Source organism: Bradyrhizobium sp. USDA 4369, assembly GCF_054056435.1.
Window position 1 is genome coordinate 2,454,502 of record NZ_JBSRYH010000001.1, and the last position, 22,321, is coordinate 2,476,822.

The window sequence follows — 22,321 nt, forward strand, 5'->3', positions numbered from 1 at the left end:
GCTTCGGGACTCCAGCGGTAAGAGTCCAGACCGTGAACGGTGGTTGCGTGTGAGGAAAATGCGTCTATCGATCGGCGCTTTCGAGTCCAAATGGTGGCGACCCGTGTTTCAACGGCCCGTCGACCCGAAGCCTCCGCTGCCGCGCGCCGTCGCCGACAATGTCGTGGTGATGGAAAGCGCGGCGCGTGCGACGGAAGCGATCACCATCTGCGCGATGCGTTCGCCGCGGCGGATCGTAAACGGTTCCTTGCCGTGATTGATCAAGAGCACGCAGATCTCGCCGCGATAGTCCGCGTCGACCGTGCCGGGTGCATTCAGCACGGTGACGCCGTGCCGCGCCGCCAGCCCCGAGCGGGGCCGCACCTGCGCCTCATAGCCGTCCGGCAGCGCCAGCGACAGACCGGTCGGAACCATCGCTTGACTGCCGGGGTCGAGCACCAGCGGCGCATCGGCGGCAACAGCGGCGAGCAGATCCATGCCGGCGGCATGCGCGGTCTGATAGGCCGGCAGCGGCAGGCCCTCGCCATGCGGCAGGATCTGAACGTCGATCGCAATCGTCTCGGTCACGCGGCGGGTCCTATCGTTCGGGCGATCTCGGCGACCAGAGCGGTCGCGACCTCGTCCTTGGTCATGATCGGCCAGGACGCGACATGGACGCCCTCGGTATCCTTCGTCAAGAGATGCACGGTGTTGCGGTCGCCGCCCATCACCCCGGTCGCGGGCGAGACGTCGTTGGCAACGATCCAGTCGCAGCCTTTGCGCGCGAATTTGGCTTTGGCGTTGTCCAGCAGATGCTCGGTCTCTGCGGCGAAGCCGATCACCAGTCCCGGCCGCTTCTCCTTCAGCTTGGAGATGGTGGCGAGGATGTCCGGGTTCTCGACCAGTGTGAGCGGCGGGATCGCCTTGTCGGTCTTCTTCAGCTTCTGGCCGCCTTCATGGGCGACGCGCCAGTCGGCGACCGCCGCGGCGAAGATCGCGACGTCGGCGGGCAGCTCGGCCTCGACCGCGTCGAGCATCTGCCGCGCCGACTCGACATGCGTGACCCTGACCCCCTTGGGATCGGTCAGCTCGACCGGACCGGCGATCAGCCGCACATCGGCGCCGGCGGCCTGGGCGGCAGCGGCGATCGCAAAGCCTTGCTTGCCGGAGGAGCGGTTGGCGATGTAGCGTACCGGGTCGATCGCCTCATGGGTCGGCCCGGCCGTGATCAGCACCCGGCGGCCGGCCAGCGGGCGCGGCGTCGGCGGCTTCAGCATCGCCACCACGGCGTCGGCGATCTCGGTCGGCTCGGCCATGCGGCCGACGCCAGCCTCGCCCTTTTCGGCCATCTCCCCGGCATTCGGCCCGATCATCTGGATGCCGTCGCGCTGCAGCGTGGCCGCGTTGCGGCGCGTGGCCGGGTTGCTCCACATCATCGGGTTCATGGCCGGCGCCAGCAGGATCGGCCGGCTCGCGGCGAGCAGCACCGCGCTGGCGAGATCGTCGGCGGCACCCTGCGCCATCTTGGACATCAGATCGGCAGTGGCCGGCGCCACCACGATCAGGTCGCAGTCGCGTGCCAGCCGGATGTGGCCGACATCGAACTCGCTGCGCGCATCGAACAGGTCGGTGAAGACGCGCTCGCCCGACAGCGCCGACGCGGCGAGCTCGGTGACGAACTGCGTCGCCGCCTTGGTCAGCACGCAGCGGACCTGGATGTGGCGCTCCTTCAGCCGCCGGATCAGGTCGAGCGACTTGTACGCGGCGATGCCGCCGCCGATGATCAGGGTGACGCGGGCTTCGCGTGCGACGCCGGGCTGCGGCACCATCGACTCGGGCACGGCGGCCGGCGTGGGCGGCGCCGTCGGCGGTTCGGACGGATCCGCCGGCTCGATCAGTCCGCGCAGGATGACCCGGACTTCCTCCTCGACCGAGCGGCCATTCTGCGCCGAGCGCAGCCGCAGATAGGTCTTGAGCGTCTCGTCGAGCTTGCGGATGGTCAGGCTGGCCATGACCGCCTCCCCAGCATTGTCCTTATGAAGGCAATGCTAGCAAAACTTGCAGGCAGTGCAATCGTATTTCGAGAGCTGAAGGGAGCTGTCGCCGAGCAGGCGGTCTGCTCCCTCTCCCCGTTCTTACGGGGAGGGGCAGAGGTGCGCCGTGCTCGCGGTGAGAGCTGGGCTCTCACGGCGTCACAGCCGGAGCACTGCGAACAGGATGCCGATGAAGGTCAGCGCGATGACCCACAGCGCGATGGCACGCCAGCGGCTCTTCTTGCCTTCGGTGCGGCCCATCGCGGCGATAGTCTCGGGTGACAGGCGGAGGCCGTCGCGGGTCATGGTTTCCATGTGCTCGAGCACGGCGGCGGCGCGCGCGGCGAGCACCGGCAAGGTCGCGGTCAGCCGGGCGAGCTCGCCGATGCCGGTGACGGCCCCCTCGATGCGGCCGAGCGGGCCGAGATTGCGCTCGATCCATTCGCGCACCACGGGATCGGCGATCTTCCAGATGTCGAGCTTGGGGTCGAAGCCGCGCGCGACACCCTCGACCACCACCATGGTCTTCTGCAGCAGGATCAGCTCTGGCCGGGTGCGCATGTCGAACAGGCCGGTGACCTCGAGCAGAAGGGTCAGCAGCTTGGCCATCGAAATCTCTTCGGCCGTGCGGTTGTGGATCGGCTCGCCGATGGCGCGGATGGCCTGCGCGAAATTCTCCACCGAATGATGCGGCGGCACGTAGCCGGCCTCGAAATGCACCTCGGCGACGCGGCGATAGTCGCGGGTGATGAAGCCGAGCAGGATCTCGGCGAGGAAACGCCGCTCCTTCATGCCGAGCCGGCCCATGATGCCGAAATCGACCGCAACGAGACGCCCTTCCTTGTCGAGGAAGAGATTGCCCGGATGCATGTCGGCATGGAAGAAGCCGTCGCGCAGGGCGTGGCGCAGGAAGCTCTGGATCACCTTGCGGCCGATGTCGGGCAGGTCGACGTCGGCCTGGGCGAGGCGGGCGTGGTCGTTCAGCGCGATGCCGTCGATCCACTCCATGGTCAGGACGTTGTTCGCGGTGCGGTCCCAGTCGACGGTCGGCACGCGGAAGTCCGGATCGTCGCGCGTGTTCTCGGCCATCTCCGACAGCGCGGCGGCCTCGAGACGGAGATCCATCTCCATCGCCACCGAGCGCGACATCGTGTTGATGACCTCGACGAGGCGCAGCCGGCGCGCTTCCGACGAATGCGCCTCGGCCTTCTCGGCCACGAAGAAGAAGTCCGAGAGGTCACGGCGAAACCGTGCGGCCACGTTCGGCCGAAGCACCTTGACGGCGACGGCGTGGCGGATGCCGTCGCGCTCGACCTCGCCGCGATGGACCTGGGCGATCGAGGCGGCGGCGACCGGGGCGCTGAGCGAGACGAACACCTGGCTGATCGGCCGCTCCAGCGCGGTCGCGATGACAGTTTCGGCCTCGGCCTGCGGAAACGGCGGCAGCCGGTCCTGCAAGGATTCGAGATCGCGCGCCATGACGACGCCGACGACGTCGGGCCGGGTCGCGAGGAACTGGCCGAGCTTGAGATAGGCCGGCCCCATCCGCTCCAGGGCGCGGGACAGCCGCGGCCCGGACTTGGCGCCGGGACGCTCGACGAGACGCGCCAGCTTCAGCGCAAGTTGGCCGGGCGGCGGCGCTAGGCTCGGGTCGACAGCCCCGAACACACCCTCGCGCGCGAACACGAAGGCGGCCCGGGCGAGACGCGTGATATGGGTCAGTGCGGAGATCACAAACGCCAGCCGGAATGAAGCGCGACGATGCCGCCGGAGAGGGTCTGCCAGGAGACGCGCGAGAAGCCCGCCGCCGAGATCATCTCGGCGAAGGCATTGGGACGCGGAAACTGGCGGATCGATTCGACGAGATAGCGGTAGGACTCGGCATCGCCGGTGACGGCGCGGCCGAGCTGCGGGATCACGTTGAACGAGAACAGGTCGTAGAGCTTGTCGAGCCCGGGCACCTCGACGGTGGAGAATTCCAGGCACAGAAAGCGGCCGCCATGCTTGAGCACGCGATAAGCCTCGGCGAGCGCCAGCTCGATCTGCGGCACGTTGCGGATGCCGAAGGCGATCGTATAGGCGTCAAAGGACCGGTCGGGAAAGGCGAGCTTCTCGGCATTGCCCTCGACGAACGACACCTTGTCCTCGAGATATTGCTTCAGCGCACGCTGGCGGCCGACCTCGAGCATGTCGCCATTGATGTCGCAGACGGTGGCGTGAAAGCCTGCACCCGCCTTCTTGGCGGCACGGAAGGAGACGTCGCCGGTGCCGCCCGCGACGTCGAGCAGCGCGAACGGCGCATCGCTCTTCGGCGGGTTCAGCGTGTTGATCATGATGTCCTTCCAGACGCGGTGCAGTCCTGCAGACATCAGGTCGTTCATCAGGTCATAGCGCTGTGCCACGCTGTGAAACACGTCGTTCACCAGCGTCTGCTTCTCGCCCAGCGGAACGTCCCTGAAGCCGAAATGAGTGGTCTGGTCCGTCTGATCCATCACCCTTACTCCGATACGGCACCATAGCGCCGGTGCGGCCAAGGCGCTATCACGTCAGCTGGACAAGGTGAATGGTCGTGGACGCAAAAGGTGAAATGAACCGCCATGCCTGAGCTGCCCGAAGTCGAGACCGTCCGGCGCGGGCTGCAGCCGGTCATGGAGGGGGCCAAGATCGTCACCGCCGAAGCGCGGCGCGGCGATCTCCGGTTTCCCTTCCAACCCGATTTTGCGAAGCGCCTGCAGGGCCAGACCGTGAGGGGGCTCGGCCGCCGCGCCAAATATCTGCTGGCCGATCTCAGCTCGGGCGACGTGCTGCTGATGCATCTGGGCATGTCCGGCTCGTTCCGGGTCATCAAGCCTGAGCATGAGGAGACGCCAGGCGAGTTTCATTATCCGCGCGGCAAGGACAGCGTGCATGATCACGTGGTGTTTCACATGTCCTCGGGCGCCGACATCGTGTTCAACGATCCGCGCCGGTTCGGCTTCATGAAGATCATCGGCCGCGGCGAGATCGAGCGCGAGCCGCATCTGAAGGATCTCGGGCCGGAGCCGCTCGGCAATGAATTCGACGCGACGATGCTGGCAACGGCCTGCGCGGGCAAGAAGACCAGCCTGAAGGCGGCGCTGCTCGATCAGCGCGTCGTCGCCGGGCTCGGCAACATCTATGTCTGCGAGGCGCTGTTCCGGGCGCATCTGTCGCCGCGACGGCTGGCGGCGACGCTCGCCACCAGGAAGGGCGAGCCGACCGATCATGCCAGGCGGCTGGTCGAGGCGATCCACACCGTGCTCAACGAGGCGATCCGCGCCGGCGGCTCGTCGCTGCGTGATCACCGCCAGACGAGCGGCGAGCTCGGCTATTTCCAGCACTCGTTCCAAGTCTATGACCGCGAGGGCGAACCGTGCCGGACCGACGGCTGCGGCGGCGTGGTGAAACGCTTCGTGCAGAACGGCCGCTCGACCTTCTGGTGTCCGAAGTGCCAGCGGTGAGGTGACGGCTGGCGTGCCTGAACGGACCGCGGTGCGCTTGTAGGGGCAGGGGGCCGGCGTATACTGCTGCCATGGCTGTCAGCGCGCCCGAATTGAAGGCATTCCTGCTTGCCACGCCGTTCTTCGGCGGCCTGTCGGATTCGAGCCTCGATCTGCTGGTCGCGAGGCTGGTCGAGCGCCGGTTTGCGAACGGTGACACCATCGTCGCCGAGGGCGAACCGGGACGCGCGATGTTCGTCGTGCACAGCGGGACGCTGGGCGTCAGCGAGCGCCTGGAGACCGGCGGCGTCATCAGGATGTCGAGCCTCACGCCCGGCGACTTCTTCGGTGAGATGACCTTGCTGGAAATGCAGAACAGGTCGGCCACGGTGGTCGCGGAAACGCCGACCGTGCTGTACGAGCTGACGGCACGAGAGCTCTATGCGTTCTACAAGGCCGACATCCACGCTTATGTGATCGTGATGCAGAATATCAATCGCGAGCTATGCCGCCGGCTGCGCCGTGCTGACGCGCGCATCAAGGCGCTGGAGATGCGGGAGGCGGGATCGCGGTCGATCCGCGGCGACGCCGACCTGCTATAGACCGGCGTCCCAGGATGAACTCGCCTCGTTCGCCGAGGTCGCGACGGCGTTGGTCAGCAGGGAATGCAGCTCGGTCCGTGGCGAGAGCCGCATGCGCGACTCGTCAACTTCGATCAGTCGCGTCTCGACCCACTGCCACAGCAGCCGGATCTCGCTGGCCGATTTTCCACTGGCATGGAATTCGGTGACTCCCAATCCGGCAGCCAGCGCATCCTGATGATCGTTGCGTAATGTGACCAGTGGTTTGGCGACGACATCGGCGAGATCGCGATCGTTGTGGCACAGCGCGTTCGCCGCTTCGCTGGCGCGCGGGCCACGATGCGGCGCCTGGTTGAGCACAAAGGCGAACCGTCTGTGGCTGGCCCGGATGATCTTCACGGTGGGCGCCGATGCAACGATGTCCGCGACACAGGGGCGCGCCGGCACCAGGCACAGATCGGCCTGCTCGATCGCGACGCGGGTCAGTTCATTGATGCCGCTCGACGTGTCGATGACGGCGAGCGTGACGCCGCCTCGCGCGAACGCATCGAGGCGGCGGCCGATATCAGCGGGCTGTTGAATGGGTTCGACGAGGGGTTCGGCCAGTCCGCGGCAGCTCTGCCAATAAGACAAGGTGCCCTGCGGATCGGTCTCGATCAGGCGAACAATTTCGCCGGCCTGTTGTGCGGCCACGGCCAATCCCATCGCCAGCGTACTCTTGCCGCTGCCGCCCTTCTGCGTGGCCAATACGATCGTGCGCATCATGCGATCCCCCGCTGGTCCGCAAAAGCCGGTTGCAGACCCCCGCAACGGAAGCACCGTTCGAACCGCCGGCAGGATTGCTGCTGATCGCTCGCCTGTGAGCGGATCGACTCGAATGGCATGACTCGAATCGCAAGCTTTCACGTCCCGCAGCAACTATGACACTTGTGTGACGAATGTAAATGTCAGACGCGCAGCAGGCGCGCGCCGCGCAGAGTTGATAGTTGTGTGACGTGGGTCGTAGCATCCGATCGCGTTTGCGGATGAGGATCGCGCAAAAATATCCGGCCGCTCGTTTGGCGAGCGGCCGGATAGGCGGCGAATCATTTGCGTGTGCGTAGAGGGGCGCAGCGCCGGAGCGCGGCCTACAGTCCGGCTTTCCAGTTGATGCCATTGTCGGCCCAGGTGGGATAGACCCGGGTCACCGGCAGCTTGGGTTCCTCGGCCGGCGGCGTCAGCATGATCGGGAATTCGACCTCGGCGTGCTCGCTCGCCTCCTTCAGCTCGCCTGCCTCATTCATGACGTGGTCGCCGGCGAGCTTGCCGGCGGTCCAGCGCCACAGGCTCTTGATCTCCTGTGCCGACTTGCCGCCGGGATCGAACTCGCTGACGCCGAGGCCGGCGGCGAGCGCATCCTGGTGGTCGTTGCGCATCATGATGAAGGGTTGCGCCAGCACCTCGGCGATATCGCGCGGCGCGTCGGCATCGAGCGCGGTGGTCGCGTCGGTGATGCGGTGGCCGCCGCGGATCGGGGCCTGGTTGAGCACGAAGGCGAACGGCTTGCGCCAAGCTCTGACGACGCTCAGCGTCGGCGCCGTGGCCTCGATGTCAGCGACGCTGGGGCGCGCCGGGATCAGGCAGAGATCGCAATAGCGGATCGCCGCGGTGGTCGACGCGGTGATGCCCGCCCCGGTATCGATCACGCAGACAGTCACGCCGTCGCTGGCGAGCGCCGCGAGGCGCGTCTCGATCATCTTCGCGTCGTAAACGGCTTCGACGATCGGCTCGTCCGTCGTGCGGCGCGCCTGCCATTTCGACAGCGTGCCCTGGCGATCGGTCTCGATCACTCGCACTCTATGGCCGGCCTGCTGCGCAGCCACGGCCAGACCAATAGCCAGCGTGCTCTTGCCGCTGCCGCCCTTCTGCGTGGCCAAAACGATCGTGTACATCGGGAGACAGTCCTTCGGATGTTGACGGAACCAATGAGAACGCCAAAGCTGAGCGCATCGCGGTAGCGCGGTGCAGAGCTATTCTCGCTCAGGACAGTCCCGGCCCGATCCGACGCAGAACGAGGGATCGCGGTGGTCCGAATCAGCACGCCGACAAAACTGTTCGAACTATTTCACGCGCGGCCTGGGCTTGCACAGACCGGTTGATTACGGCGGGAGCCGTTCCGAGTTGATAGCAAGGTGCTAGGAAGTCAGCGGCTGCATGCCGCGGGCAAGGGTTCGGCATCGTCGAGCCTCCTCCCGTGCAGTCGCGATCCTGCACGTCAGATCCTCGCCGGCCGCCGTCGGGCCCTTAATTTTTTCTAAAATGTCATGCTTAATTTTGCGTAAACGCCGCGGTCAACGCACCGCACCGCAGCGGCGGCGCGTCACGCCTCATCGGCGAAAACGTCGATGCCGAGACTGCGCAGCAGATGATGCTGCTGGCTCGCCGAGATCTGCAGGCCCGAAAAGCTTTTGATGTCCTGCAGGTCGAAACCCGTGAGGTCGGCGCCGCGCAGGTCCGCTCCCGAGAGGTCGGCCAGACGCAAGGCCGCATGGCTGAGATCGCTGCCGCGCAGCGAGGCATTGACCAGCGAGGTGCCCTGCAGCTCCGCGCCGGAGAGATTGCAGTCGAGAATGCGGAGCGAGGACAGGTCGGTCTCGCGCAGCACCGCATTGTCCATCCGGCAGCGCTCGAACGTGCCCGCCAGCCGCACCGGCTTCTTCGACCTGGTGCGCGCCGACGAAAAGGCAAAGGCCGGCTTCTCGAACACCACGCCGGACATCCGGCAATCGGAAAACGTCACGTCCCATAGCTCGCAGGCGTTGAAGGTCGTGAGCATCAGGTCACAGTTGCGGAAGACCGCGCCACGAAGGTCGCAGAAGCGGAACGTGCAGCCCTGGGCGCGCTCGGCGTCGAAGAAGCGGCATTCCTCGAACCGTGCACCCGAGAAATTCACGTTCGCGAATTCGCAGTGGCTGAACCGGGTCGTCGTCCATCGTGACAGCGCGAGTCCACCGCCGACAAAGCGGGTGGAATCGGCGCTGCAGTTCACGAATTGCGCCGAGTCGGGCGTGTCGTCATCGAAGCTGAACTCCGAGAGGTCCGTGGCCGTCAGGCTGGCGCTGCGCTGCAAGGCGCGGCGCAGGGCGTCGTGGTCGTGCTCGGACATCGTCGCCGCTCCGCGCTTGGACAATGGCGCTATTTGCGCACGCAGATGACCCGCACGGTGGCGGCCTTGGCGTCGAGCGACGTGCCGTCAGGCGTGACGCCGTGCGACTTCAGAAAGGCGCGCGTCGCCTCCGCGCTGACCATTACGGCCTGCGTCGCCGGGATCATGGCCGTGCCGGCGAGCACGCCGGGCTTCAGCAGCGTGATGCCGGCGAAACGGCCGTCGCCATCCAGTGCGGCGCCGCCGGAGAAGCCGAGGCCCGGCGCCGGCGCGAGCGCGGCATCGCCGCTGCCAGCCCCGGCGAGCTGCGCCTTGACGGTGCTGATCGCAGCTCCGCCGCCCTGGCTCTGCGGATCGGCGATGCCGACGATGTCGATGGATGATTTGGCGCTGGCGCCCGACAGCGCCAGCGGTTTCAGGCCGCGGGCGCCGTAGATCCGCAGCAGCGCCAGTCCGCGCTCCTTGTCCTCGGCCACGCGCTCGGCATGGCCGAACCCCGGGATGGTGAGCGCCACGCAGCCATCGGTGACCTCGCGGTCGGCGATGATGGTGCCGTCCTGGGTCGCAATGACGCCCGTGCCGTAGTCGACGCTCCGCCGCGGTGCCGGCGCAGCGGCTTGCGTCGCCGGGAACGGCGTGAAGGCGCTCGACATTGCGATCACCACCGGCTCGACGGTGTTCTCGGTGGCCTGGTCGTAGAGGATGGTCAGGATGCGGACCTCGTCGCCCTTGAAGGTGCCGCGGATGTAGAACTTCTTCAGGTTCTGCAGGCCGGAGAGCACGAAGAAGTCAGGCTTGACGACGCTGTAGTCGACCGTGCGGCCGGGCTCCTTCTTCTCGCGGTCGGCCAGCGCCGCACTGGTCGGGCTGGCCTCCTTGCGGCGTGACAGCACGACTTGCACGGTGCCGGTGGGCGAGCTCCATTTCGAGCCGCTGCCGTCGCTGCTCTGTTGCGGCACCAGCCTGGTCGGAATCCCGACGCGCGCGCCGCTGACCGGCTCGGTCACGAGCTTCCAGCCGACGCTCTCCTGCTTGCGGCGGGCGGTGTCGGCGAGCACGGCGCGCTCCTGCGGATTGAGCACACCGGTCGGCTTGCCGCCCTTGAGCTTCTGATACTCCTTGATCGCGTTGACCATGCGCTCGCTGACCTCGCCGGTGATGGCGCCATTGTACTGGCCGACCCAGGCGAGATCGGATTGCAGCGCAAGCCGTTCGGCCTGTCCCATTGCATTGGCGGTGTCGGCCGGCGCCTGCACGCCGGGTCGGGCCGGCTGGGTCGCGACCGGCTTCGGCTTGGCGCCCGGCAGCACACCCTGCGGCGCTGGTGCGGGTGTCGTCTGTGCCAGGGCCGATACGCATACGCTGACTGCGCTCGCGCAGATGAAGGTTGCCGTGGCCAGCCGTCTCATGACAAATCCCGCTGCTCTTGCCGCTGACATAAATAAGCACATCTGCTTGGTCGGTCACAATCCGGCGAGGGTTCAGTGTGGAGATCCGCGGTCTCCATCACGGCCGACGGCGATGCGGCAGCGAAAGGACGTTGTGCAGAGATGCTGAGCGACGAGGAATTGGAGCGCTACGCCCGTCATATCGTGCTGCGCGATGTCGGGGGGCCCGGACAGGCCGCACTGAAGCGCGCGTCGGTGCTGGTGATCGGCGCGGGTGGACTCGGGGCGCCGGCGCTGATGTATCTCGCCGCTGCCGGCGTCGGCACCATCGGTATCGTCGATGACGATGTGGTGTCGTTGTCGAACCTGCAGCGCCAGGTGATTCACGCGACGCCCGATATCGGTCGTCCCAAGGTCGAGAGTGCCGCGGAGCGCATCAACGCGCTCAACCCGCATGTCTCGGTCATCGCGCACCGGACCTGGCTCAACGCCGACAATGCCCTCGCGCTGATCGGCGGCTATGATCTCGTGCTTGACGGCTCCGACAATTTCGACACCCGCTATCTCGCCTCCGATGCCTGCTTCCTGGCCGAAAGGCCGCTGATATCAGGCGCGCTCGGCACCTTCGATGCGTCGCTGACGACGATCCGCGCCCATGAGCGCAACGAGAACGGCGAGTTCAATCCGACCTATCGCTGCCTGTTTCCGGAGCCGCCGCCGCCCGGCACGGTGCCGGCCTGCGCCGAGGCCGGCGTGATGGGCGCGCTTGCCGGCATGCTCGGCTCGATGATGGCGCTGGAGGCGATCCGCGAGATCGTCGGTTTTGGCGAGGGGCTCGTTGGCCGTCTGCTGATGCTCGATGCGCGCACCCTGCGGTTCGAGACGCTGCGTTATAAGCGAGATCCGGCCAATCCGCTGAATGGCGATGGGCCCGTCATTGCGGATTTGAGTCCGCATCGGAAGTCGTGAAGTAGCGAGTATCCCGCCCCACACGCCGGTGTCGTCCCGGACAAGCCCGCCGACGCAACGCGTCGTCGGGCGCCGATCCGGGACCCATACTCCGTAAAGTCGATGAGGTGCGCGGAACGCGCCGCGTGCCTGTTTCGGGCATCACGCGGTATGGGTCCCTGCGTGCGCAGGGACGACGGCGGTTGCTGAGTGGACGGATCGACCTACAACATGCTCGGCAGCACGCGGTCCGGCGGGCGGTGGTTGTCGAGGAAGGTCTTGATGTTGATGATGACCTTCTCGCCCATTTCGACGCGGCCTTCGATGGTGGCCGAGCCCATATGCGGCAGCAAGGTCACCTTGCCGGATTTGGCGAGCCGCACCAGCCGCGGATTGACCGCCGGCTCGTGCTCGAACACGTCGAGGCCTGCGCCCGCGATATCGCCGGCTTCGATCAGCCGCGTCATCGTCTCCTCGTCGATCACCTCGCCGCGCGCGGTGTTGACGATGTAGGCATCCTTGCGGATCAGCTTCAGCCGGCGCGCGGACAGCAGGTGGAACGTCGCCGGCGTGTGCGGGCAGTTCACCGAGATGATGTCCATCCGGGCCAGCATCTGGTCGAGGCTTTCCCAATAGGTGGCGCCGAGTTCGTCGGCGATGACGGGCGCGACCGGACGGCGGTTGTGATAATGGATCTGCAGGCCGAAGGCGCGGGCGCGCCGCGCCACCGCCTGGCCAATGCGGCCCATGCCGATAATGCCGAGCCTTTTTCCCCCGATACGATGGCCGAGCATCCAGGTCGGCGACCAGCCCGCCCAGTTCTTGCCTTCGGTGAGGATCGAGGCGCCCTCGATCAGCCGGCGCGGAACGCTGAGAATCAGCGCCATCGTCATGTCGGCGGTGTCCTCGGTCAGGACCTTCGGCGTGTTGGTGACGGTGATGCCGCGCGCGACCGCCGCCGCTACGTCGATATTGTCGACGCCATTGCCGAAATTGGCGATCATCCGCAGCTTGCAATCGGGCTGATTCAGAATGTCAGCGCTGATGTGGTCGGTGACGGTCGGAACCAGCACCTCGGCGGTGCGCACCGCGTCGGCGAGCTGCTCCTGGCTCATCGGCTCGTCGTCGAGATTGAGTCGCGCGTCGAACAGCTCGCGCATCCGCGTCTCGACCGAGTCCGGCAGCTTGCGTGTCACGACGACGAGGGGCTTTTTCCTAGCTGACATGTGCTGCTCTCATGAGATCCTTCAGACCTCATTAACCGGGTTCGCCGAAACTACCGTCGTCGTCTGAGAACGGCGTTTCCCTGGACTGGTCGTGTCGGATCTCGCAGGTGGGTCGATCCGTCCCTGACAGGGTTTCGCGAGCGATTCTCAGGCGCTTCCTGGCCGCTTGTGTTCGGTCTTGTCTAGCAGAAGGCCGGGCCAAGACAAGAAGCCAACGGCGGGCCGGGACTTGCGCTACGGCAAGCCCTCTCTGTGCACGAAGGGGGGCAGCCGAGCGGTTCGATGGGGATCGGGCGAGGGATTGCCGGCGACCAGATCGGAGCGCGGCGGTCCTTGCGAGGGAGAGTGAGTTGAGTTCGATGGCGTTAGGGCGTTTCGGTATGGTCGCGGTGCTCATGCTCTGTCTGTTCGACGGAGCGGTCGGCAGCGGCGCTGCGGCAAAAGATGTGGCTCTCTCCACCAGCGGCCTGCCTGTGCCGCGTTATGTCAGCCTGAAATCGGATCATGTGAATGTCCGCGCGGGTCCGACCAAGGACAATGACGTGGCCTGGGTCTACACCCGGTCCGGCCTGCCGGTCGAAATCACCGCCGAATATGAGAACTGGCGGCGCGTGCGCGACTCAGAAGGCTCTGAGGGCTGGGTGTATCATTCCCTGTTGTCCGGACGCCGCACGGCCGTCGTGACCATGAAGAACAAGGATGATCTGGCCGCGGTCTATGACAGCCCGAGCGCGTCGGGCGCGGTGACGGCACGACTGCAGGTCGGCGTCATCGCCCAGGTCAAGAAGTGCAGCAATGGCTGGTGCCGCGTGCTCGGCAACGGCTTCGACGGCTGGATCGAGCAGCAGCGGCTGTGGGGCGTCTACGCCGACGAGCAGGTGAACTGACGGCAGCCGCCGGACGGTTCGGCGTGTTGCGTGCCGCGTGACGCAATTCCGCTGCCGTGCAGACAACAAAATGCCCGCCGTCAAGGCGGGCATTACCGAAACGCTGCTCTCCAGACCGGTCTGCTCAGCGCTTCTTGCGCAGCCGGACCACCATGTCGATACGGGCGATCTCGTAGCCGTCCGGAGCCTCGGGCAGTTTCGACAGCGCGAGATGCTGATCCGGAATATCGACCAGCTCGTGGTTGTTCTCAAGGTAGAAATGGTGATGGGCGGTGACGTTGGTATCGAAATAGGTCTTGGTGCCGTCAACGCTGACTTGGCGCAGTAGTCCTGCGTCCGTCAGCTGGTTCAGCGTATTGTAGACCGTGGCGAGCGAGACCGGCACCTTCGCCAGGGTCGCTTCCTCGTAGAGCATTTCGGCCGTCAGGTGCCGCGCACCCTTGCCGAACAGCAGCCAGCCGAGCGCCATGCGCTGGCGAGTCGGGCGTAACCCGGCCGCCTGCAGCATCTCGTTGACGTCATGCCACGGACAGCCGTTAAGAGCCGGCTGACGTCCGCTCCCAAGACCTTCCGGGGTACCCCGGTCATGGCCACTCATCGAGGCGTTGTTGCTCGCATCCACTTCAAGCACCACAGAATTCGCTCTCATCCACAACTGATATAGGGACGAAGTCGGTCAGATGCAAGCTTATCGCAACTGACCGATCTAGAACGCCCCTAAACTGCGTCTGGCGCCCGACCCGGTTGCGGACCGGGATCCTGCAGCGATTTAGCGGGACACCCGCATTGACGCCGCAAACCCCTATGTTAGAGAGCGCCCGGACCCGATTTGCCTGGCGCTGCGAGCGTGACCGGCTCTGGCGGCCGTATTCGCGGATCCATATGTCGGTCCGCCGGCCCGCCGACAGCGGTCATCTTCGTCTGGCGCGATGGCCCAGCCCTCGTCCCGATGCGATGGCTGAACAGCCAGGGTGGCGCGAACGGGGCGACGCGCGGGAGGGATCCATGTCGCGCGGCACAATTTCCACCCAGGGATCGTTGAGAAAGGCCATCAAGTATGCCGGATCGGCGCAGCGTCTACGAATATGAGGATCTGCTTGCCTGCGGCCGCGGGGAATTGTTCGGCCCCGGCAATGCGCAGCTGCCGCTGCCGCCGATGCTGATGTTCGATCGCATTGTCGAGATCACCGAGACCGGCGGCGAGTTCGGCAAGGGCGTCGTGCGCGCCGAGCTCGATGTCAAACCAGATCTCTGGTTCTTTGCCTGCCACTTCAAGAACGATCCGGTGATGCCCGGCTGCCTCGGCCTCGATGCGATGTGGCAGATGGTCGGCTTCTTCCTGGGTTGGAGCGGCGGCGAAGGCCGTGGGCGGGCACTTGGGCTCGGCGATCTGAAGTTCTCCGGCCAGGTCCTGCCGACCGCCCGCAAGGTCGTGTACAATGTCGACATCAAGCGCGTGATGCGCTCAAAGCTGGTGCTCGGCATCGCCGACGGGTGGCTTTCGATGGATGGCGAGATTATCTATCGCGCCAAGGACCTGAAGGTCGGCCTGTTCAAGCAGGGCGCCACGCCAGCTTGAACCGGCGGGCTGCGACCACAGACAGTGCAGCAGGCGCGACTGCAACCAGACACACGAGCAAGGCGAGGCGGACATCATGAGGCGGGTTGTCATCACGGGCATGGGCATCGTCTCATCGATCGGCAACAACACCCAGGAGGTGCTGGCGAGCCTGTATGAGGCGAAGTCGGGCATCTCCCGTGCCGAGAAATATGCCGAACTCGGTTTCCGTTCGCAGGTGCAAGGTGCGCCGACGCTGAATCCGGCCGATGTCGTCGACCGTCGCGCGATGCGCTTCCTCGGCGAGGGCGCGGCGTGGAATCACGTCGCGATGGAGCAGGCGATCCTGGATTCCGGGTTGGAGCCCAGCGACGTCTCCAACGTGCGCACCGGCATCATCATGGGCTCCGGCGGACCGTCGACGCGCACGCAGGTCGAAGCCGCCGACATCACCCGCACCAAGGGACCGAAGCGGGTCGGCCCCTTTGCCGTGCCGAAATGCATGTCGTCGACGGCCTCCGCGACGCTTGCGACCTGGTTCAAGATCAAGGGTGTCAACTACTCGATCTCGTCGGCCTGCGCGACCTCCAATCATTGCATCGGCAATGCCTATGAGATGATCCAGTATGGCAAGCAGGACGTGATGTTCGCCGGCGGCTGCGAGGAACTCGATTGGACGCTGTCGGTGCTGTTCGATGCGATGGGCGCGATGTCGTCGAAGCACAATGCCACGCCGGCGACCGCATCGCGTCCCTATGACGTGACGCGCGATGGTTTCGTGATCGCCGGAGGTGCCGGCGTCCTCGTGCTCGAGGAGCTCGAGCGTGCCAAGGCGCGCGGCGCCAAGATCTATGGCGAGATCGTCGGCTACGGCGCGACCTCGGACGGCTACGATATGGTCGCACCCTCGGGCGAGGGCGCCGAGCGCTGCATGCAGATGGCGCTGTCGACGGTGCGAACGAAGATCGACTACATCAATCCGCATGCAACCTCGACGCCGGCCGGTGATCCGCCGGAAATCGAGGCGATCCGCAAGGTGTTCGGATCAGGCGAGAAGTGCCCGCCGATCGCGGCCACCAAGGCGCTGACCGGCCACTCGCTCGGTGCCACCGGCGTCCAGGAGGCGATCTACTCGCTCTTGATGATGAAGAACGGCTTCATCTGCGAGAGCGCTCACATCACCGAGCTCGATCCGGTGTTCGCTGACATGCCGATCGTGCGCAAGCGGATCGACAACGCCAAGCTCGGCACCGTGCTGTCGAACTCGTTCGGCTTCGGCGGCACCAACGCGACGCTGGTTTTCAAGCATCTCGACGCTTAAGACTTTCAAACGGATTGTTCCATCGGCATCGTCGCCGGGCAACAGCGCGAAGCCAATCTTCGCACCGATGTCCGGCCGTCGGCGTGCTGGCGAACGAATCCTGGCGGACGGATGATTCAAGCTGCCAGGGCGGGTGCCCGGCATGACGGAGGAGAGACATCATGCAGGGTCTGATGGCGGGCAAGCGCGGTCTGGTCATGGGCATCGCCAATGACCATTCGATCGCCTGGGGCATTGCCAAGACACTGGCCGCGCACGGCGCCGAAATGGCCTTCACCTATCAGGGGGACGCGCTCGGCAAGCGCGTGCGCCCGCTCGCCGACGAACTCGGCGTCAAGCATGTGCTGCCCTGTGACGTGGAAGACATCGCCAGCGTCGACGGCGTCTTCGCGGCCCTGCGCGAGGCCTGGGGCGGGCTCGATTTCATCGTCCATGCTGTCGCCTTCTCCGACAAGAACGAGCTCAAGGGCCGCTATGCCGACACCTCGCGCGAGAACTTCTCGCGCACCATGCTGATCTCCTGCTTCTCCTTCACCGAGATCGCCAAGCGTGCCGCCGAACTGATGCCGGAGAGCGGCGGCAGCATGATCACGCTGACTTTCGACGGCTCGAACCGCGTGATGCCGAACTACAACGTCATGGGCGTTGCCAAGGCCGCGCTCGAAGCTTCGGTGCGTTATCTCGCCGCCGACTATGGCCGCCGCAGCATCCGCGTCAACGCGATCTCGGCAGGTCCGGTGCGCACTCTGGCCGGCTCCGGCATCGGCGACGCCCGTTTCATGTTCGCGTTCCAGCAGAAGCATTCGCCGCTCGGCCGCGGCGTGACCCTGGAGGAGCTCGGCGGCTCTGCGCTTTATTTGCTCTCCGAGCTCTCGGGCGGCGTCACCGGCGAGATCCACTACGTGGATTCCGGCTACAACGTGATCTCGATGCCGCGCCCGGAGGATCTCAAGGGCGAGTAGTCGCCTCGCTCTGGCGGCATAGGCGGATCGTCGGCTGCGCGCCGCCATTTCGGCCTCGTTCAGCAGTCGTGTCACGCGCTGGCGATGCCCAGTCGATCACGGCGCGCAGCGCGTCCCCGTCTCACTCGTGTCCGAAATAGGCCGGCAGTCGCTGATCGAGCCGGAATTTGAGCATCGAGCGTGCCATGTCGCGCAGCACGGTGTTGTTGGCCGCGTCGGGCGGGGACGCCGGAAAATTGGCGTTGTCGACATCGCCTGCACGTGACGGCGGTCCGACGCCGGACGTCAGGCGGGAGAGGAACGATTTCGAGCTCGTCGCAGGCTCGCGCGTCTCGAACGTCGTGCCGTCGTAGAGCCGGATATCCATCATGGTGAAAACATGCGTGTATCGTCCGAGGCCCTCGCCGCGGTTGATGACGCCGATTCCCGTGACCTCGTCATTGGTGGACGGCTCGCTGTCGGTGCGGAGCGTGACAACCAGATAGCTCGCGCAGCGCGCCGTTCCGGCCAGCTTCCTGACGATGGCCGTGAGCGTGCCGTTCTCGGCTCTGATCGGCGGGGATTGATAGTACGAATCGAACGTGCCCTTCGGAACGGCAATGCGGTGGACCCCGGCGTCCCCCGCGGCGGCCTTCACCCGCGCGAAGACGAGATCGTCGAAGCCCCAGGACACCGGCACTTCGGCATAGTCGTCGCCCAGCCGCGTCAGGCCGTTCTTCTGCACCGTGAAGCTGTCGCCGAGGGCGGCGATCACGCCGGTATCGCACGGGCCGCTGTCGCGGAAGTTCGTTGCTGACTTGCCGCCCTTGGCAGGGCTGGCCGCGGCCTTTGGCGTAGGTCTGGCATTCGGTGGTGCCGGCGACGATTGTGCCAGGGCATTGGTGCAGGACCAGAGCATGGCGATGAGCAGCGGCACTGATCGGCGAATGAAGGTCACAGGGAGAACTCGTTCAGCGGGAGAGGGCAAACGGGTGGGGCGCGCCGTCAGACATGGGCGCCTGCATCAGTCGATCTTCAGGTAGCTCGGCAGGTCGCGATCGAGCTTCGCGGCGACCAAGGTGCGCAGTCGCTCACGCAGGATAGCGCTCTTGGCCGCGGCCGCCAGCGGCTCGGGAAAGTCTGCATTGTCGAGCTTGTTGAGAGGATCTTCGGTGAGCCTCATGGTCTCCGCAAGCCTGGCGCCGGTGTCGGCCGAGAACGAGCCGATCTTCTCGTAGGACTGGCCGTCGATCAGCGTGATGTTGACATTCGCAAACAGATGCGAGTGCCGGAGGAGTGATCCGAGACCCTGATTATAGGCGCCGATGCCTCTGAGCCTCAGGGTGGTGTTGGGAATGGTCGTCTCGAACTTCGTGACCACGAGATAGCGGGCGCAGTTCGCAGCCGTGGTGACATTGCGCACGATCGAGCTCAGGCCCTCCTTCGGATCGGGCAGGAAGCGCGATGTCGGGTGGTAGTAGGGCTCGAACGCGCCCGTCGGATAGCTGATCCTGTGGACAGTCGGGTCGCCGCCCGTGGCCGCACGCACGCGCGCCACTGCGAGGTCGTCCAGTCCCCACCCCGGCAAGGTGACGTCGTCCTCTTCGGTTTCGAACACTGTCAGACCAAATTTGCTGACCGCGAGCTGGTCGCCGAGCGCCGAAATGACGCCGAGCCGGCACGGACCGCTCTCGACGGCGCTCGGTTTCGCGGCCGACTTGGCTTTGGCCGCCTTCTTGGCTGCGGGCGGGGCCTTCGCCGGCGCTGCCGGCGTCGAGGGAGCCTGGGCCCAAGCCGCGGTCGTGAAAGCAGCGGCGAAGGCGATGGGCGCAAGGCGGCGGATCAGCAAGAACGGCACGGGCATGGTGTATTTCGGGAATGGCGCAGATGTCGGGAACCCGAACTTTGATCGCTTGCGAACGCGGACGCAATGCTTTCTCATCGGCGCGCGCAATATTCGATGCCTGCACGCTCTGTGATCAGGGCGCCGCCGCCTGACGGCCCCGCTTCCAACGATAATATTTCATGATGCGGCCATGGACTGGATCGGCTTCCGCCTTCTCCAGCACGAAGCCTTCGCGCTCGTACCAGCGCCAGGCTTTCGCATTGCCTTCGGCGCAGCGCAGCCAGACCTCGTCGGGCAGCAGCTCACGCGTGAAGGCGAGCAGGCGGCGGCCGAGCGAGCCGCCCTGATGCGACGGCGCGATCATCAGCTGGTCGAGATAGAGCTGCGGGATGTTGATCGCGAGCATCGCCGCAAGCTGGCCGCCGTCATCGGCCACGTAGAGGCTCCAGCCATTGTGGACTTCGCGTGGCACCCGTTCCTGGAGAGCAGCGAGCAGCTTCTCGCTCGGGACGTCCAGCCCGGTTGAGCACCAGCTCGCCATCCAGAGCCTGGCGACGGCGTCGTATTCGTCAGTGCGGGCAGGGCGGATGATGACCGGCTGGTGGTCCATGGCTGTAACCTCTGGCGAGCTGCGAAGGCGACGTAAGCCCTCTCACCCGTCATTGCGAGGAGCGAAGCGACGCAGCAATCCAGAATCCTGGCGCAGCCCTCGATTGCTGCGCTGACGTTCGCAATGACGCGGACCAGCCGGCAATCGATCACAAAAAAGGGCGGCCCGAAAGCCGCCCTTCGTATCTCCTGCGATGACCTACCGGCTTACTCGCCGGCGGCTTCGCGCGCCTCGGCACCGCCTTCGGCCTTCTGCTTGGCTTCGAGGTCTTCGCCGGTGGTCTGATCGACCGCCTTCATCGACAGGCGGGTTTTGCCGCGATCGTCGAAGCCGAGCAGCTTGACCTTGACCTTGTCGCCTTCCTTGACGACGTCGGTGGTCTTCTGCACGCGCTTGTCGGCGAGCTGCGAGATGTGGACGAGGCCGTCGCGGGTGCCGAAGAAGTTCACGAAGGCGCCGAACTCCATCACCTTGACGACGGTGCCGTCATAGATCTGGCCGATCTCCGGATCGGAGGCGATCGACTTGATCCACTTGATGGCGGCCTTCATCGCTTCGCCGTCGCTCGAGGCGACCTTGACGGTGCCGTCGTCCTCGATGTTGACCTTGGCGCCGGTCTTCTCGACGATCTCGCGGATCACCTTGCCGCCGGTGCCGATCACTTCGCGGATCTTGTCGGTCGGGATCTTGAAGGTCTCGATGCGCGGCGCGTATTCGCCGAGCTCGGCGCGCGCAGCAGTCAACGCCTTGGACATCTCGCCGAGGATGTGGATGCGGCCGTCGCGCGCCTGGCCGAGAGCCACGCGCATGATCTCCTCGGTGATGCCTTCGATCTTGATGTCCATCTGCAGCGAGGTGATGCCGGCTTCGGTGCCCGCGACCTTGAAGTCCATGTCGCCGAGATGATCCTCGTCGCCGAGGATGTCCGAGAGAACGGCGAAGCGCTTGTCCTCGAGGATCAGGCCCATCGCGATGCCCGCGGTCGGCCGCTTCAGCGGCACGCCGGCATCCATCAGCGCCAGCGACGAGCCGCAGACGGTGGCCATCGACGACGAGCCATTCGACTCGGTCACCTCCGACACCACGCGCGTGGTGTAGGGGAACTCGTGGTGCGGCGGCAGGACCGGATGGATGGCGCGCCAGGCCAGCTTGCCGTGACCGATCTCGCGGCGCTTGGTGCCGCCGAGACGGCCGGTTTCACCGACCGAATAGGGAGGGAAGTTGTAGTGCAGCAGGAACGTCTCTTTGTACGTTCCCGACAGCGCGTCGATGTACTGCTCGTCCTCGCCGGTGCCGAGCGTGGTGACGACCAGCGCCTGGGTCTCGCCGCGGGTGAACAGCGCCGAGCCGTGGGCGCGCGGCAGCACACCGACTTCGCAGACGATGTTGCGCACGGTCTTGGCGTCGCGGCCGTCAATGCGCTTGCCAGTGTCCAGGATGTTCCAGCGAACGATCTTGGCTTCCAGCTCCTTGAACACGCCGGAGACGCGCAGCTTGTCGTATTTCGGCTCCTGCCCTTCCGGGAAGAAGTGCGCCAGCACCTTTTCCTTGACGGCGCCGACGGCGGCGTAGCGCTCCTGCTTCACCGGGATCGCATAGGCCTTGCGTAGGTCCTGCTCGGCGATGCCGAGCATCTCCTTCTCGATCTCGCTGTTGTCGATGATCGCGACGTCACGCGGCTCCTTGGCAGCCTTCTCGGCGAGCTCGATGATCGCGTTGATCACCGGCTGGAAGTGACGGTGACCGAACATCACCGCGCCGAGCATGATGTCCTCGTTGAGCTCCTTGGCCTCCGATTCCACCATCAGCACCGCGTCCGAGGTGCCGGCGACGACCAGGTCGAGATGGGTGTCGGTCATCTCGTCGAGGGTGGGATTGAGGATGTATTCGTCATTGGCGAAGCCGACGCGGGCCGCGCCGATCGGGCCCTTGAACGGCACGCCCGACAGGGTCAGCGCGGCCGAGGCGGCGACCAGCGCCACGATGTCCGGATCGTTCTCCATGTCGTGCGACAGCACGGTCACGATGACCTGGGTCTCGTTGCGCCAGGCGTCGACGAACAGCGGGCGGATCGGACGGTCAATCAGGCGGGAGACCAGCGTCTCCTTCTCGGTCGGACGGCCCTCGCGCTTGAAATAGCCGCCGGGGATGCGCCCCGCAGCATAGGCCTTTTCCTGGTAGTCGACGGTCAGCGGCAGGAAGTCGACGCCGTCGCGCGGCGCCTTGGCGGCGACGACGGTGGCGAGCACGACGGTCTCGCCATAGGTGGCGACGACGGCGCCGTCGGCCTGGCGGGCGATCTTGCCGGTTTCAAGCTTGAGCGGACGTCCACCCCAGTCGATCTCGACGGAATGCTTGGTAAACATGCGTGTCTTCTTTCATGAGATGATCGAAGGCAGG

21 protein-coding genes are annotated in these 22,321 nt (G+C 65.7%); 7 read left to right on the plus strand and 14 right to left on the minus strand.

Annotated elements, in window-relative coordinates:
* Positions 1-108: 108 nt before the first annotated feature.
* From dut to ubiE, 4 genes are all read right to left on the minus strand, one after another.
* Positions 109-567: a dUTP diphosphatase gene (gene dut / locus ACVIJ6_RS11150; RefSeq protein WP_456772750.1), complete on the minus strand. Its 459-nt coding sequence runs from the start codon at positions 565-567 to the stop codon at positions 109-111.
* Positions 564-1,991, minus strand: coding sequence for a bifunctional phosphopantothenoylcysteine decarboxylase/phosphopantothenate--cysteine ligase CoaBC (gene coaBC / locus ACVIJ6_RS11155; protein WP_456772751.1), 1,428 nt, complete (start codon positions 1,989-1,991; stop codon positions 564-566). The genes dut and coaBC overlap by 4 nt, the downstream gene beginning before the upstream one ends.
* Positions 1,992-2,171: 180 nt before the next feature.
* The gene (gene ubiB, locus ACVIJ6_RS11160; RefSeq protein WP_456772752.1) at positions 2,172-3,746 is read right to left on the minus strand and encodes a 2-polyprenylphenol 6-hydroxylase; all 1,575 of its coding nucleotides are present in this window, start codon (positions 3,744-3,746) and stop codon (positions 2,172-2,174) included.
* Positions 3,743-4,504, minus strand: a complete 762-nt coding sequence (ubiE, locus tag ACVIJ6_RS11165; RefSeq protein ID WP_456772753.1) for a bifunctional demethylmenaquinone methyltransferase/2-methoxy-6-polyprenyl-1,4-benzoquinol methylase UbiE — start codon at positions 4,502-4,504, stop codon at positions 3,743-3,745. The genes ubiB and ubiE overlap by 4 nt, the downstream gene beginning before the upstream one ends.
* A gap of 105 nt (positions 4,505-4,609) precedes the next feature.
* Here ubiE and mutM point away from each other — a divergent pair, with 105 nt between their 5' ends.
* Both mutM and ACVIJ6_RS11175 read left to right on the plus strand, forming a co-directional pair.
* Positions 4,610-5,491 carry a bifunctional DNA-formamidopyrimidine glycosylase/DNA-(apurinic or apyrimidinic site) lyase gene (gene mutM, locus ACVIJ6_RS11170; RefSeq protein ID WP_456772754.1) on the plus strand — a complete coding sequence of 294 codons (882 nt, stop codon included), beginning with the start codon at positions 4,610-4,612 and terminating at the stop codon, positions 5,489-5,491.
* A 71-nt stretch (positions 5,492-5,562) separates the two neighbouring features.
* Complete coding sequence (locus ACVIJ6_RS11175) at positions 5,563-6,072, plus strand: Crp/Fnr family transcriptional regulator (RefSeq protein ID WP_456772755.1); 510 nt, start codon at positions 5,563-5,565, stop codon at positions 6,070-6,072.
* Here ACVIJ6_RS11175 and ACVIJ6_RS11180 read toward each other — a convergent pair.
* The 4 genes from ACVIJ6_RS11180 to ACVIJ6_RS11195 all read right to left on the minus strand — a co-directional run bounded on the left by ACVIJ6_RS11180 (position 6,067) and on the right by ACVIJ6_RS11195 (position 10,605).
* A complete protein-coding gene (locus ACVIJ6_RS11180; RefSeq protein ID WP_456772756.1) occupies positions 6,067-6,813 on the minus strand; it encodes a nucleotide-binding protein in 747 nt (248 codons plus the stop codon). The two genes, ACVIJ6_RS11175 and ACVIJ6_RS11180, sit on opposite strands and share 6 nt — an antisense overlap.
* Positions 6,814-7,178: 365 nt before the next feature.
* Positions 7,179-7,982, minus strand: coding sequence for a nucleotide-binding protein (locus tag ACVIJ6_RS11185; RefSeq protein WP_456772757.1), 804 nt, complete (start codon positions 7,980-7,982; stop codon positions 7,179-7,181).
* Positions 7,983-8,410: 428 nt separating this feature from the next.
* Complete coding sequence (locus ACVIJ6_RS11190) at positions 8,411-9,196, minus strand: pentapeptide repeat-containing protein (RefSeq protein WP_456772758.1); 786 nt, start codon at positions 9,194-9,196, stop codon at positions 8,411-8,413.
* A 29-nt stretch (positions 9,197-9,225) separates the two neighbouring features.
* The gene (locus ACVIJ6_RS11195; protein ID WP_456772759.1) at positions 9,226-10,605 is read right to left on the minus strand and encodes a peptidoglycan-binding protein; all 1,380 of its coding nucleotides are present in this window, start codon (positions 10,603-10,605) and stop codon (positions 9,226-9,228) included.
* Positions 10,606-10,746: 141 nt separating this feature from the next.
* Between ACVIJ6_RS11195 and ACVIJ6_RS11200 the strand changes: the two genes are divergently transcribed.
* Positions 10,747-11,553 carry a HesA/MoeB/ThiF family protein gene (locus tag ACVIJ6_RS11200; RefSeq protein WP_456772760.1) on the plus strand — a complete coding sequence of 269 codons (807 nt, stop codon included), beginning with the start codon at positions 10,747-10,749 and terminating at the stop codon, positions 11,551-11,553.
* A gap of 203 nt (positions 11,554-11,756) precedes the next feature.
* Here the strand turns inward: ACVIJ6_RS11200 and ACVIJ6_RS11205 are convergent, their stop codons facing one another.
* Entirely contained in the window at positions 11,757-12,758 is a 1,002-nt protein-coding gene (locus ACVIJ6_RS11205) for a 2-hydroxyacid dehydrogenase (RefSeq protein ID WP_456772761.1), read from the minus strand.
* 359 nt (positions 12,759-13,117) lie between these two features.
* On the opposite strand from ACVIJ6_RS11205, the gene ACVIJ6_RS11210 reads away from it, so the two are divergent.
* Positions 13,118-13,645 (plus strand): SH3 domain-containing protein, encoded by a 528-nt coding sequence (locus tag ACVIJ6_RS11210; protein WP_041750239.1) that lies wholly within the window; start codon positions 13,118-13,120, stop codon positions 13,643-13,645.
* 124 nt (positions 13,646-13,769) lie between these two features.
* On the opposite strand, the gene irrA is transcribed toward ACVIJ6_RS11210, so the two are convergent.
* Positions 13,770-14,243, minus strand: coding sequence for an iron response transcriptional regulator IrrA (gene irrA, locus ACVIJ6_RS11215; protein ID WP_083780749.1), 474 nt, complete (start codon positions 14,241-14,243; stop codon positions 13,770-13,772).
* Between the two features lie 459 nt (positions 14,244-14,702).
* Here irrA and fabA point away from each other — a divergent pair, with 459 nt between their 5' ends.
* From fabA to fabI, 3 genes are all read left to right on the plus strand, one after another.
* Positions 14,703-15,224: a 3-hydroxyacyl-[acyl-carrier-protein] dehydratase FabA gene (gene fabA / locus ACVIJ6_RS11220; protein ID WP_456772762.1), complete on the plus strand. Its 522-nt coding sequence runs from the start codon at positions 14,703-14,705 to the stop codon at positions 15,222-15,224.
* Positions 15,225-15,300: 76 nt separating this feature from the next.
* A complete protein-coding gene (gene fabB, locus ACVIJ6_RS11225; RefSeq protein ID WP_456772763.1) occupies positions 15,301-16,524 on the plus strand; it encodes a beta-ketoacyl-ACP synthase I in 1,224 nt (407 codons plus the stop codon).
* 161 nt (positions 16,525-16,685) lie between these two features.
* Positions 16,686-17,486 (plus strand): enoyl-ACP reductase FabI, encoded by an 801-nt coding sequence (fabI, locus tag ACVIJ6_RS11230; RefSeq protein WP_456772764.1) that lies wholly within the window; start codon positions 16,686-16,688, stop codon positions 17,484-17,486.
* Positions 17,487-17,607: 121 nt separating this feature from the next.
* On the opposite strand, the gene ACVIJ6_RS11235 is transcribed toward fabI, so the two are convergent.
* The 4 genes from ACVIJ6_RS11235 to pnp all read right to left on the minus strand — a co-directional run bounded on the left by ACVIJ6_RS11235 (position 17,608) and on the right by pnp (position 22,287).
* Positions 17,608-18,423, minus strand: a complete 816-nt coding sequence (locus tag ACVIJ6_RS11235; protein ID WP_456772765.1) for a hypothetical protein — start codon at positions 18,421-18,423, stop codon at positions 17,608-17,610.
* A 66-nt stretch (positions 18,424-18,489) separates the two neighbouring features.
* Complete coding sequence (locus ACVIJ6_RS11240) at positions 18,490-19,329, minus strand: hypothetical protein (RefSeq protein WP_456772766.1); 840 nt, start codon at positions 19,327-19,329, stop codon at positions 18,490-18,492.
* 115 nt (positions 19,330-19,444) lie between these two features.
* On the minus strand, positions 19,445-19,921 hold the full coding sequence (locus tag ACVIJ6_RS11245) for a GNAT family N-acetyltransferase (RefSeq protein ID WP_456772767.1): 477 nt from the start codon (positions 19,919-19,921) through the stop codon (positions 19,445-19,447).
* Between the two features lie 206 nt (positions 19,922-20,127).
* Positions 20,128-22,287, minus strand: coding sequence for a polyribonucleotide nucleotidyltransferase (gene pnp, locus ACVIJ6_RS11250; protein WP_456772768.1), 2,160 nt, complete (start codon positions 22,285-22,287; stop codon positions 20,128-20,130).
* Positions 22,288-22,321: the final 34 nt, after the last annotated feature.

Coding starts and splice junctions, on each gene's coding strand:
- fabB (WP_456772763.1), top strand. CDS start 15,301: ATGAGGCGGGTTGTCATCACGGGCATGGGCATCGTCTCATCGATCGGC.
- fabI (WP_456772764.1), top strand. CDS start 16,686: ATGCAGGGTCTGATGGCGGGCAAGCGCGGTCTGGTCATGGGCATCGCC.
- ACVIJ6_RS11210 (WP_041750239.1), top strand. CDS start 13,118: ATGGCGTTAGGGCGTTTCGGTATGGTCGCGGTGCTCATGCTCTGTCTG.
- ACVIJ6_RS11180 (WP_456772756.1), bottom strand. CDS start 6,813: ATGCGCACGATCGTATTGGCCACGCAGAAGGGCGGCAGCGGCAAGAGT.
- mutM (WP_456772754.1), top strand. CDS start 4,610: ATGCCTGAGCTGCCCGAAGTCGAGACCGTCCGGCGCGGGCTGCAGCCG.
- fabA (WP_456772762.1), top strand. CDS start 14,703: ATGCCGGATCGGCGCAGCGTCTACGAATATGAGGATCTGCTTGCCTGC.
- ACVIJ6_RS11200 (WP_456772760.1), top strand. CDS start 10,747: ATGCTGAGCGACGAGGAATTGGAGCGCTACGCCCGTCATATCGTGCTG.
- ACVIJ6_RS11240 (WP_456772766.1), bottom strand. CDS start 19,329: ATGCCCGTGCCGTTCTTGCTGATCCGCCGCCTTGCGCCCATCGCCTTC.
- ACVIJ6_RS11190 (WP_456772758.1), bottom strand. CDS start 9,196: ATGTCCGAGCACGACCACGACGCCCTGCGCCGCGCCTTGCAGCGCAGC.
- ACVIJ6_RS11185 (WP_456772757.1), bottom strand. CDS start 7,982: ATGTACACGATCGTTTTGGCCACGCAGAAGGGCGGCAGCGGCAAGAGC.
- ACVIJ6_RS11175 (WP_456772755.1), top strand. CDS start 5,563: ATGGCTGTCAGCGCGCCCGAATTGAAGGCATTCCTGCTTGCCACGCCG.
- coaBC (WP_456772751.1), bottom strand. CDS start 1,991: ATGGCCAGCCTGACCATCCGCAAGCTCGACGAGACGCTCAAGACCTAT.
- ACVIJ6_RS11205 (WP_456772761.1), bottom strand. CDS start 12,758: ATGTCAGCTAGGAAAAAGCCCCTCGTCGTCGTGACACGCAAGCTGCCG.
- ACVIJ6_RS11195 (WP_456772759.1), bottom strand. CDS start 10,605: ATGAGACGGCTGGCCACGGCAACCTTCATCTGCGCGAGCGCAGTCAGC.
- ubiE (WP_456772753.1), bottom strand. CDS start 4,504: ATGGATCAGACGGACCAGACCACTCATTTCGGCTTCAGGGACGTTCCG.
- ACVIJ6_RS11245 (WP_456772767.1), bottom strand. CDS start 19,921: ATGGACCACCAGCCGGTCATCATCCGCCCTGCCCGCACTGACGAATAC.
- irrA (WP_083780749.1), bottom strand. CDS start 14,243: ATGAGTGGCCATGACCGGGGTACCCCGGAAGGTCTTGGGAGCGGACGT.
- pnp (WP_456772768.1), bottom strand. CDS start 22,287: ATGTTTACCAAGCATTCCGTCGAGATCGACTGGGGTGGACGTCCGCTC.